This is a genomic window from Aquimarina muelleri DSM 19832, assembly GCF_000430665.1.
Classification (GTDB): Bacteria; Bacteroidota; Bacteroidia; order Flavobacteriales; family Flavobacteriaceae; genus Aquimarina; species Aquimarina muelleri.
Genome location: NZ_AUML01000001.1, coordinates 108,704 through 120,523, shown reverse-complemented (window position 1 = coordinate 120,523; position 11,820 = coordinate 108,704). Strand labels below are relative to the sequence as shown.

The following is an 11,820-nucleotide window of genomic DNA, read 5'->3' as shown; positions in this document are numbered from 1 at the left end:
TAAAAATAGTTTTTTAGGTATTCTATTCATACTGTATCTTCGTGTTATGCTTATATTAAAATTAAACCCTAATATTCTTGAATGCGGCACCGACGAAGCTGGTCGAGGTTGTCTGGCAGGTCCGGTTACTGCAGCGGCTATAATCCTGCCTGATGATTTTAGTAATACTATGCTTAATGACTCTAAACAACTAAGTGAAACCAAAAGAATACATCTAAAACCCTTATTAGAAGACTGTTCTTTAACTTATGGTGTTGCACATGTCTTTATGGAAGAAATAGATGAAATCAATATTTTAAACGCTTCTATTCTTGCTATGCAAAAAGCTATCGGGCAATTAGACCCTCAACCTGAACATATTATTGTAGATGGAAATCGTTTTAAAGCGTATCATAATATACCACATACTTGCGTTATTAAAGGAGATGCAAAGTACTTGAATATCGCTGCGGCATCTGTTTTAGCAAAAACATTTAGAGATGATTTTATGGAAAAAATACACGAAGAGTATCCGATGTATAACTGGAAAAAAAACAAAGGATACCCTACTAGAGAACATAGAGATGCTATTCGCAAGTATGGTATTACTAAATATCATAGAAAAAGCTTTAGGTTATTACCTGAACAGTTCGCACTAGATCTTAAATAATTATATCTTTGGAACTTAATAAAAAATACATTGTATATTAATGTATTTTTTCGATTATTAAATCAGAAAATTGATTTTTTATTTTGATAACCCAACCCAGAAACATAAAACGTATTCGCGCAATGAAAAAAATAGTTACTGTTCTTTTACTAATTATTATTATTTCTTGTGACGACATATCACAACAATCTAACTCTTTAATAGATTATATCCCTAGAGATAGCCAAATTATTATTAAAATCAATGATTTAGAAGGTGCTACCAGTAAACTGAGAGACAATGATTTTATTAAAAAAAATAAGAGTCTAGAGTTTTTTAAATACTTTAAAGACCTTTCTGTTTTAGATAAAAAAAATCAAACAGAAGGTTTATTATGCTTCTCTCCTTTAGGAAAAAATGATTTCGAGTACACTTATATTTCAAAATTTAACCCTTCTTTAATTCATAAAGACTCTTTACCTTCAAAAAAGGTGGAAACTATTAGCTATTCAAGTCGTACTATATATAAAATAACATCTAACGATCAAATATTTTTTGCTACTAAAAAAGATAGTGTATTAATAGCTTCTTCCTCTCAATTATTGATAGAAAATGCAATACGAATGCAAACAGCTCCTTTGCCTATAGATAAAGATTTACAAAAAGTATATGACGTTTCTGGTACCGAAAATACTTTATCATTATTATTAAATGGAAAAAAGCTACAGAATATCCATAATACTTTATTACCCAATACAGATTTAAAACCTCTACATAATTTTAGTGGTTGGATATCTGCTGATGCTACCATAGAACAAAGCGCAATCTATCTGGATGGTATTGCTATCGAAAAAGACTCTTTATCCAGTACTATAGGGATTTTTGATAACACATTACCTCAGGAAAATAAAATTTCTAAAGTCACTCCTGTCACTGCAAAAGGATTTATCTCCTATACCTATAACGACTATGATGTATTAAAAAAGAATTTATCTAAAGCACAGGATAGAGATCTGGAAGATATTCCAACAGACTTAAATGATATATTATCTAATGTATCAGAAATTGGAATGATTTTTCTAGAAAAAGAAAATATACTGGTTTTAAATGCCATAGACATAGAAACTATTAAAGAAAATCTGGAAGAAAACAAAGCTGAATCCTACAGAAATATTTCTATCTATAAGTACGACAACCCCTCTTCTTTTTCTAACATTCTAAATCCTTTGATTAAAAATTTTGATGCAAAATATTATTTTATTAAAGACGAGTTTATATTTTTTGGTTCTACTATGGATTCTCTTCGGGATGTTATTGCCAATATTTTAAATCAAACTTTACTATTTAATCAAGAATATTATAAAACTACTATAAAAGATCTATCTAGTGAATCTTCTATATTAATAACTGGTTCTGTTAAAAACATTAAGCAATATATTGCTAAAAATGTAGAAGCAGATCATACAGAGCAATGGAAAAACCTTAAAGATGATGAATACCAAATAGGAGTATTACAGATTATTAAAGAAAATGATTTTGCTCACATTCATTGTATCTTACAAAAAAACAGAGCTAAAGGATCTGCTACATCTGTAATCCAAACAGCTTCTACCACTCTAGAAGATAAAATTCTAAAAAAACCCATTCTTGTAAAAAATCATAGAACCAAAGGAATGGATATTGCTGTCCAAGATGTTAAAAATAATTTATACCTTATTTCTGATGTAGGGTCTATTTATTGGAAAAAACAAATTGACGGAGAAATATTAGGAGATATTCAACAAATTGATATCTATAAAAATGGTCGTTACCAGTTATTATTTAATACTTCTAGCACCTTATACCTAGTAGATCGTGATGGTAAAGATGTAAAACCTTATCCAAAAAAATTTGAAAAACTTATTACACAACCACTTGCCTTATTCGATTATGACAAGAACAAACGATATCGTATCTTAATTACTCAAGGAAACACTGTTACTATGTATAATGCTGAAGCAGATATAGTAAAAGGTTTTAGATTTAAGGCTACAGAAGCAGATCTTATTTTACCACCTAAACATATTAGAATAGGATCCAAAGATTATATCTTACTTCCAGAAAAGAATGGAAAGCTTACTATTCTAGATCGATTAGGACGAACAAGAATAAATGTAAAAGAAAAAATTAATTTTTCTAAAAATGAATGGTATCCATATCTGGAAAAGCTTACGTCAACAACTAAAACTGGAGAACTAATCCAAGTACAAAATGATGGTTCTTTTGTAAAACAAAACCTAAACTTACAAGAAGAAAATCTAATTGTTGCTACTAACAAAACATTAGTAACCCTCTCTGAAAATAAACTCACCATAAAAGGTAAAACTCTAGAATTGGATTTTGGCGTATATACAGAACCAAAACTATATTTTATTAATAATAAGATATATATTACAATTACCGATATACAAGCTAAAAAAGTGTATTTATATGACAGTAACGGAGAGCTATTTCCAAACTTTCCTGTCTACGGAAACTCGGTATTAAGCATGGGAAATATAGATAAAGATTCTAATATTGAATTTGTTGTTCAGGGAGAAGAAAACAGTGTTTTAATCTATCAAATTAATTAGATTGTAGAAAATATTTTCAAACTCTATAAAGAGAGTACAAAACAAAAATTTCGGGATAATAAATGAGCAATCTTGCTAAGAAGGTATTTGTATTTAAAGTTTATCGAGATGCGTTCGCCTTTTTATAAAGGATTATACAATTTATCCTTTTGAATTTATCATTCATTTTTTTACCCTAGTTTTCAAAGCAATCAACCCATACAAGAAAATACAATTTTACCAATATCTTCCTCATTTAGATCAATATACCTGTTTAAACATGTTAAATTACTTATCACATATACTAAAGTTTAACAATTTGAGTTGTAACCCTTAATGACACATATTTACTAACACAAATTCAACTCAATTATGAAAACAAGTATTTTTAACAAAATACTGGTGCTCGCATTTTTAATGACGAGTATTGGTATTAATGCACAACTATGGAGTCCCATATCATCCGGAAAAGCTCAAACCAAACCCAAAGAATTTAGAAAAACAACACCAACTAAGTATCAATTATTTACTTTAAACACCAATGAATTAACTTCTATTTTACAAAGCACTCCGTCCAGAACACAGCAAAAAAATTCTGGAATTATAATGACTCTTCCTACTAATGAAGGAGTACTTAAGAAATTTAGAATTCTAGAAGCTTCTGTTCTAGATAAAGATTTGGCAAATAGATTTCCTAGTATTAAATCTTTTGTTGGCTATGGTATCGATGACCCTACATCTTTTGCAAGATTCAGTTTTTCAAAAGTTGGGCTACATGCAATGATAACTTCTGGTAATCATTCTACCATTTACATTGATCCATATACAAAAGATAAGCAAAACTATATTTCTTATTCTAAATCAGACTTACCTCCAGACCCCAATAGTTTTGAATGCTTGGTTGAAGAGAGTGTACAATCCAACTTGCCAAACCAAAAAAATAATGCAACTAAAAATGCAAATGATGGCAAATTAAGAACCTTTAGACTTGCAATTGCATGTACAGGAGAGTATTCTCAATTTCATATAAACAACCAAGGAATTAGCTCAAATGCATCTGATCAAGTAAAAAAAGAAGCTGTATTATCGGCTATAAACACTACCATGACAAGAGTAAATGGTATTTTCGAAAAAGACTTGGCTTTAACAATGGTTCTTGTAAACAACAATACAGATATCATTTTTTTAGATGCAAATACAGATAATTTGAGTAACAATAATGCTGGTTCTTTAATAAACGAAAGTCAAACAGTATGTGATAATGTTATTGGCTCTGCTAACTATGACATAGGACATGCATTTAGTACAGGCGGCGGCGGTTTAGCACAACTTAGATCTCCTTGTACAAATTCTAAAGCAAGAGGGATTACTGGTAGTGGTCGTCCTATTGGAGATGCTTATGATGTAGATTATGTTGCACATGAAATGGGGCATCAATACGGAGGAAATCACACTCAAAATAACAGTTGTCAAAGATCTAGTGCATCTGTAGAACCAGGAAGCGCATCTACAATTATGGGATATGCAGGTATCTGCTCTCCTAATGTACAAAATAATAGTGATGCATATTTTCATGCTATAAGTATACAAGAAATGTGGCAAAACATCTCTCAAGGAAATAGTAGATGTGGTACACAAAGTAATACTGGTAATGCTGCCCCAACTGCAAATGCAGGACAAGATTACACTATCCCTGCTTCTACTCCTTTTGTTTTAAAAGGTAATGGTTCTGATGCCAATTCTGGAAACAACTTAACATACTGTTGGGAGCAGATGGATGCACAACCAGCTACTATGCCTCCTGTTGCAACATCTACTAACGGGCCAGCTTTTAGATCTTTAAATCCTACTGCATCTTCCGATAGATATATGCCAGCATTACCTACAGTAATTGCAGGTCAAACATCTTCTACCTGGGAGGTGGTTCCTTCTGTAAGTAGAACTATGAATTTTAGACTTACCGTAAGAGATAATGCTGCTGGTGGCGCAAGTAGTGCTAGTGATGACACCAGAATAACTGTAGCTGGCGCTGCAGGGCCTTTTGTAGTAAACAGTCCTAACAGTAATGTAAGTTGGGCTGCAGGATCTACACAAACGGTTACTTGGGCAGTAGCAGGAACGACTGCAAATGGTATTAATGCAACTAATGTAGATATTTTGCTATCTACCGATGGAGGAAACACATACCCTATAACAATTGCTTCTGCTGTTACTAATGATGGTTCTCAAACGATAACCGTACCAAATGCTGCAGGAACACAAAATAGAATTATGGTTAGAGGTTCTGGTCATATTTTCTACGACATTTCTAATGCCAATTTTACTATTACTGGGAGCACTGGCGGAGACACGCAAGCACCATCAGTCCCTACAAATCTAGTTGCTTCTAATATAACACAAAGCTCTGTAGATTTAAACTGGAACGCCTCTACAGATAACATAGGTGTTACTGGGTACGACGTATATCAAGGAAACACAGTACTCACTACAGTAACCAGCACCTCGTATCAAGTTACTGGTTTATCGTCTAATACATCTTATGATTTTAGTATAAAGGCTAAAGATGCTGCAGGTAATATATCTACTGCTAGTACCAGTGTAAATGTTACTACAGCATCGCAAACAGATACTCAAGCACCAACAGCTCCAACTGGTTTGGTTGCATCTAATACAACACAGACATCTACAGATCTTAATTGGAATGCTTCCACAGATAACGTAGGAGTTAGTGGATACGATGTCTATAGAGGAACAACTGTAATTACTACAGTTACCACTACCTCATACCAAGTTACTGGCTTATCTCCAAATACAGCATATACTTTTAGTATAAAAGCTAAAGATGCTGCAGGTAATCTCTCTAACGCTAGTAATACCTTAAACATTACAACATTACCATCTTCTGGCGGTAATTTATGTACTGCAGATATATCTTCTTTTCCTTATACTGAAGGTTTTGAAAATACTTTAGGTTCTTGGACACAAGATATATCTGACGATTTTAACTGGACTGTAGATGCTAATGGAACCCCTTCAAACAATACAGGTCCTGCAAGTGCTGTAGAAGGAACATATTATGTATACATGGAGTCTTCTTCTCCTAATTTCCCTACAAAAAAAGCTATATTAAACTCCCCTTGTTTTGATTTAAGTAATCTAACAGCTGCAAACTTTACATTTCAATATCATATGTATGGTGCCGCAAGCATGGGAAGCTTGGCTTTAGAAGCTAGTACCGATAATGGTACAACATGGACCTCTTTATGGTCAAAATCAGGAAATCAAGGAAATTCTTGGGTATCTGAAAACATAAACTTAAATACTTATTTAGGAGCTACTGTAAAACTACGCTTTAGTGGAGCTACAGGAAGCACTTGGCAAGGAGATATAGCTATCGACAATGTACGTCTTACCGAAGGTGGTGGTCAAACTACTTGTACAGATACAGTATTAACCCTTAATTTTGACAACTATCCAGAAGAAACAAGCTGGGAAATTACTAACGAAAATAATCAAGTAGTAGCATCAGGAGGAACGTATGGTACACAACCAGATGGATCTACACTTTCTGTAACAGAATGTTTAGAACCTGGAAATTATACTTTTACAATTAGAGATAGTTATGGAGATGGTATCTGCTGTTCTTATGGTAACGGATCTTACACGCTTATATCTGAAGGTATAACTATAGCATCTGGAGGATCTTTTGGAGCATCCGAAGCTACAGTTTTTACTATTGGAAATTCTTCTGCCAGATCTACGGTAATTGTAGAAAAAACTATTACTACAGACCCTATACAAATATCTTTATTCCCTAATCCAGTAGGAAATGAAAACATTTTAAACGTAACCTCTAAAAAGGATACTTCATACCAAGTTGTTAATCTACTTGGAAAAATTATCATGAGCGGTAAACTAACTTCTAAAACAATTAACACAGCTTCATTACCATCAGGATTATATATTTTAAAACTTAACCCAGAAGGAAAAGGTAAATACAAATCTTTTCAATTTGTAAAAGAATAAATAGTATTTACAATTAATTATTACGTGAAAATGAGTGGTACAGTAAAATGTGCCGCTCATTTTTTGCTTAATACATATTTATTTTATGAACTCTGCCTCAAAAAGTGCTATAAAATGCTTTAATAGCTTTTTCTTAACCTCTTCTTCATTTACTTTTTCAAGCCCCAATTCTACCTGAAGTGATGTAACGGCCTTTCCTTTTATTCCACACGGGATAATATGATCAAAATATCCTAAGTCAGCGTTTATATTTAAAGCAAAGCCATGCATCGTTACCCAACGACTGGCACGAACCCCCATAGCACAAATTTTACGTGCAAATGGAGTTCCTACATCTAACCATACTCCAGTTTCGCCTTTGCTTCTAGTTGCACTAATATCATATTCTGCTAAAGTAAGAATTACCATCTCTTCTAAGAAACGCAGATATTTATGTATATCAGTAAAGAAGTTATCGAGATCCAAAATTGGATATCCTACAATTTGCCCAGGGCCATGATAGGTAATATCTCCTCCTCTATTAATTTTATAAAAAGTAGCTTCTTTTTCTTTAAGCTGTTCTTCAGACAACAAAAGATTACTAATATCTCCACTTTTGCCTAACGTATATACATGTGGATGTTCTACAAAAAGAAAGTAATTAGGTGTTTCTAAGCCTGCATCTTCTCTTCGGTTTTTTATTTTTATATCTAAAATACCTTTAAAAAGATCTTCCTGATACTCCCAAGTTTCTTTAAAATCTTTACTACCAATATCCTGAAATTGAATTTTTTTATTCATAACTATATAAAGAATGGTAAAGATACAAGGATAAAAAAGAGAAAACAATGTCCTCTTTCTATTTAAAAAAACCCTTTAATGATCTATACATATTTTAGTTTTCTTTTTTTATGTTTTGCAAAACCCAGTTTAGTTCCTGATCTTTATCTCTTTTAGATTGAATATATACATCTGGAAGTATTCCAAATCCATCTGGTTGAACTGTATAAGGGGCATTAATTTTCATAAGACCAAGACGCATATTTATTTTAGAATTAGGAAGTTCGAGTATCGTAAACAAACCTGCTATAGTTCCGTTATAAGCTCCGCCAGTTTCTTCTCCTATAAATGTGGCTCGTTTGGTTGCTTTTAAATGTGTAGATAAAATACTACTTGCAGAAAAGCTTTCTCCATTTATTAAAACATAAATCTTACCAGTATAGGCATTAGATTTTGGATCTCGAAGTTTATTATATTTAAGTTTAAAATAAGGGGTTCCTTTTACTTTTTTAACTTTAAAAAATTGATATATCGTTAACAAAGGAGAAAACAGTATCGCTCCGGTTTTTCCTACCCAAGATTTTGCATGAAAAAAAGGATATAAAAAACTCATACGTTTAGTCATCTTCGCTTTTTCTACAAATACATATTCTTTATCTGTTACATACGAGTAGAGTTCATCAATTTCAGACAACCTACCTCCTAAATTCCCTCTTAAATCCAGTATCAAGTTTTGGCATTTTGCAGAATCTACTTTCGAAAAAATTTCTTTATAAAAATCTTTATAACCTCCTTTAGTAAAGCTTCTTATCTTCATGTAAGCAACAGTAGCGGTAGTATCTGATGTTATAAATTCAAAATTTCTGTTATACTCTTTTTTAAAAGAATCATACCCATACTTATATTGATACTTACGGATTTGCTTATTCTTTTTTCTAGCTATTTGTTTATCCTGCTTACTTATTTTTTGTTTTGGAACCGTAACTGTGTCTTTTTTTAAAACCTCGTTTTCTTTACTGTAACTAGCATATACATAACGAGAATATATATTATCCTCTGTTTTCAAAGTCACCAATAAACTATCTTTTTGTTCATGGGTTCTGGCATATAGAGAACCAAAATTAGAACTGGTGTATTTAGGAATGAAAGTAGTATTATACCCGTCTCCTGTATGAAGCTTTTTAAAATAATTTAATAAGTCATTTGTTTTTTCATTATCTACACTCAATATCTCAGACCCAGCGATCAAAGTACTGTCCTTACCATAGTTTTTCTTTATAAAAACCTTACCTCCCTCTCCTTCAAAAGCTAGAGATTTAAACCCATAACTTCTTTTACCTTTTGTTTTTTTCTCTTTTTTGGATTGTTTTTTTCTAGGAGAATAAATAGCAGTATGTCCCTGTCGTATGCTTGCCACTACCGGAGCCAAGCGTTTGTAAAACTCAATACTAGAAACAGGAGCTTTTATACTCTGTTTTAAAGTGCTTATCTTTTTATCCAGAGAGTCTTTACTAATATACCAATATAAATCTGGATGAAATCTCTGTAATTTATGATACGTAAAATCAATATCTTCTTGTATTTCTTCAATACTGTGTAATTTGCTTATTTGCTCATTATATTTTTTTACAGAAGAGCAGCCTAACAATAAGATTACCAATGCACATATAAGGAATTTTCTAACCATAAAAAATTGATTTTTATAATACCACCTAAATTTGTGCTATATCAAAAACAGATATCCAACATGTGAATTTTTCTTTATTTTGGGTTATTAAGGATAACCAATGCTGCTATAACTCCTGGTACCCAACCACAAATAGTTAACAACAATACTATTAAAACAGAACCACAGCCTTTGTCTAAAACCGCCAATGGTGGAAAAAAAATAGCTAATAAAACTCTCCAAATACTCATATATTTTTGTGTAAAATAAATTAAAGATTATATCTATATGTAGACAACAATTTTATTATGTTACAATATCATGCTAAAATTAATTTCTATATTTTTAACTAGTTTTACGAATATATGAAATTAGTACACCTTATTATCTATCTGTTACTATTGGCTTATCCAAAAATAGTATTTGCACAATATCAGTTTTCTGGATATGTAGATAAAGAAAACTGGTCGGGAGATATTTATTTATCTATGATAGAGGATTACAGAAAATTATCGGGCGTTTATCCAGAACAAATCATTCAAAAAACGACAAACGATTCTGTTGGGTATTTTAGTTTTTCGGGAGATAATCTCCCTTTACAAAACCACATGTATAGAATTCATATAGAAAATTGTACAGAAAATAAAAAAAAGCCTATTCATTTTAATGGATTTTGCCCACACAGTAAAGAAATTCTTTTTATTGCCAATAATACCGATACACTTGCTTTACCTTTTTCTTTTGATAATGAAATGTTTTGTAAAATTGTTTCTAACAACGAAAAAAGTAATGCTTTTATCCGAGTCGACTCTATCATAGATGAGATGCGTTTTGCTTTTGCTTCGTATAGAAGCGAAACTAACAGAAAAATAAATTCTAAAAAATGGTTTACTACTTTACAACAATTTGCAAAAAAACAAAATGAACCCTTAACAGAACTTTATGTGTATACATTTTTATCAGAAAAGGCAAATAACCTATATGCAAACTATCTCGAAGATTTACAACAAAATGCATATTATGATAATTTATTAGATCGGTTACAAAAAAAATATCCAAACAGTACTTATACCAAACAATATAAAGCAGAATTAGCTTCGGATAAATTTTTGATTCACCCAAAACAAACATCTTCACAAAAAAACTGGATTATACCTCTATTACTTTTATTAGGAATTTCCATTACATATAATATATTTCAGTTTATTATCTACCGTAAAAAACAAAATACATCTAATACTATTGGAAAAAACCTAACCCAACAAGAACAAAAAGTTTTGGACCTTATTCTCCAAGATAAGACCAATAAAGAGATTGCTTCTTTGGTTTTCGTAAGTGTTAGCACGATAAAAACCCATATAAACAATTTGTATAAAAAATTAGACGTTAGCTCCAGAGACGAAGTTAAAACCCTGTTTAACAACAATAAAAAATAATTCCACCTAGGTTCTAGTCCTCTTTTCGACCCCATTGTTATAGATTTTATCAGCCTATATTTTGATTTTTGAAACTCTAATTCAAAAACAAAGCGAAATGAAAAATTCTATTTTAATTCTATCAAGTCTATTTCTATTATCTTTTATATCTTGTAAAGATACCGACACTAAAAATGTAGCTCTTAATACCTCTGAAATTACTGCAAGTAAGGACGTAAAACCTGCAAGTTTTCCTATTATGGCTTTTACAGAAACTACTCATGATTTTGGAGTAATCGACGAAGGAGATATTGTAGAACATAAATTTACTTTTACTAATACAGGTGCTATCCCTTTAGTTATTATTAGTGCAAAAGGAAGCTGTGGATGTACTGTTTCTAAATGGCCTAAAGAACCTATATCTCCTGGTGCTGCAGCAGAATTACTGGTAACGTTTAATTCTAATGGTAAACCAAATATGCAAACTAAGCAAGTTACCATAACCACTAATACACAAAATGGTACCGAAACCCTTAAAATAAAAGCTATGGTTACTCCTAAAAAAAAGGTTAATAGCAGTGGCACACCTATAAGCAAGTAAAAACCCTTTCCTACTCATCTTTTAGAGAGTATCACCTACACCTTTTACACTAACCAACAAACACATATAAGTTCGACAGGTTTGCTTTTGAAAATATAAACATTCTGTTTTTCGAAGCAAGCCTTGAGGAACTT

Annotated in this window: 8 protein-coding genes; 5 read left to right on the top strand and 3 right to left on the bottom strand. The window is 31.6% G+C overall.

The features are described 5' to 3' along the window. Positions 1-46: 46 nt before the first annotated feature. The 3 genes from H527_RS0100540 (at position 47) to H527_RS21075 (ending at position 7,245) form a co-directional block, all read left to right on the top strand. Positions 47-649, top strand: coding sequence for a ribonuclease HII (locus H527_RS0100540; protein ID WP_027410898.1), 603 nt, complete (start codon positions 47-49; stop codon positions 647-649). A gap of 122 nt (positions 650-771) precedes the next feature. Next, complete coding sequence (locus H527_RS0100535; RefSeq protein ID WP_027410897.1) at positions 772-3,240, top strand: hypothetical protein; 2,469 nt, start codon at positions 772-774, stop codon at positions 3,238-3,240. Positions 3,241-3,591: 351 nt separating this feature from the next. Further along, positions 3,592-7,245: a reprolysin-like metallopeptidase gene (locus tag H527_RS21075; protein WP_081414526.1), complete on the top strand. Its 3,654-nt coding sequence runs from the start codon at positions 3,592-3,594 to the stop codon at positions 7,243-7,245. A 78-nt stretch (positions 7,246-7,323) separates the two neighbouring features. On the opposite strand, the gene lipB is transcribed toward H527_RS21075, so the two are convergent. The 3 genes from lipB to H527_RS23415 all read right to left on the bottom strand — a co-directional run bounded on the left by lipB (position 7,324) and on the right by H527_RS23415 (position 9,921). After that, a complete protein-coding gene (lipB, locus tag H527_RS0100525; RefSeq protein WP_027410896.1) occupies positions 7,324-8,025 on the bottom strand; it encodes a lipoyl(octanoyl) transferase LipB in 702 nt (233 codons plus the stop codon). Positions 8,026-8,119: 94 nt separating this feature from the next. Continuing rightward, entirely contained in the window at positions 8,120-9,691 is a 1,572-nt protein-coding gene (locus H527_RS0100520; RefSeq protein WP_027410895.1) for a S41 family peptidase, read from the bottom strand. Between the two features lie 74 nt (positions 9,692-9,765). Then, positions 9,766-9,921 (bottom strand): YqaE/Pmp3 family membrane protein, encoded by a 156-nt coding sequence (locus H527_RS23415; RefSeq protein ID WP_081414525.1) that lies wholly within the window; start codon positions 9,919-9,921, stop codon positions 9,766-9,768. Positions 9,922-10,035: 114 nt separating this feature from the next. Here H527_RS23415 and H527_RS0100510 point away from each other — a divergent pair, with 114 nt between their 5' ends. Beyond that, positions 10,036-11,106, top strand: coding sequence for a response regulator transcription factor (locus H527_RS0100510; protein ID WP_027410894.1), 1,071 nt, complete (start codon positions 10,036-10,038; stop codon positions 11,104-11,106). Positions 11,107-11,203: 97 nt separating this feature from the next. Then, positions 11,204-11,686, top strand: coding sequence for a DUF1573 domain-containing protein (locus H527_RS0100505; RefSeq protein WP_027410893.1), 483 nt, complete (start codon positions 11,204-11,206; stop codon positions 11,684-11,686). Positions 11,687-11,820: the final 134 nt, after the last annotated feature.

Coding starts and splice junctions, on each gene's coding strand:
- H527_RS0100540 (WP_027410898.1), top strand. CDS start 47: ATGCTTATATTAAAATTAAACCCTAATATTCTTGAATGCGGCACCGAC.
- H527_RS0100535 (WP_027410897.1), top strand. CDS start 772: ATGAAAAAAATAGTTACTGTTCTTTTACTAATTATTATTATTTCTTGT.
- H527_RS21075 (WP_081414526.1), top strand. CDS start 3,592: ATGAAAACAAGTATTTTTAACAAAATACTGGTGCTCGCATTTTTAATG.
- lipB (WP_027410896.1), bottom strand. CDS start 8,025: ATGAATAAAAAAATTCAATTTCAGGATATTGGTAGTAAAGATTTTAAA.
- H527_RS0100520 (WP_027410895.1), bottom strand. CDS start 9,691: ATGGTTAGAAAATTCCTTATATGTGCATTGGTAATCTTATTGTTAGGC.
- H527_RS23415 (WP_081414525.1), bottom strand. CDS start 9,921: ATGAGTATTTGGAGAGTTTTATTAGCTATTTTTTTTCCACCATTGGCG.
- H527_RS0100510 (WP_027410894.1), top strand. CDS start 10,036: ATGAAATTAGTACACCTTATTATCTATCTGTTACTATTGGCTTATCCA.
- H527_RS0100505 (WP_027410893.1), top strand. CDS start 11,204: ATGAAAAATTCTATTTTAATTCTATCAAGTCTATTTCTATTATCTTTT.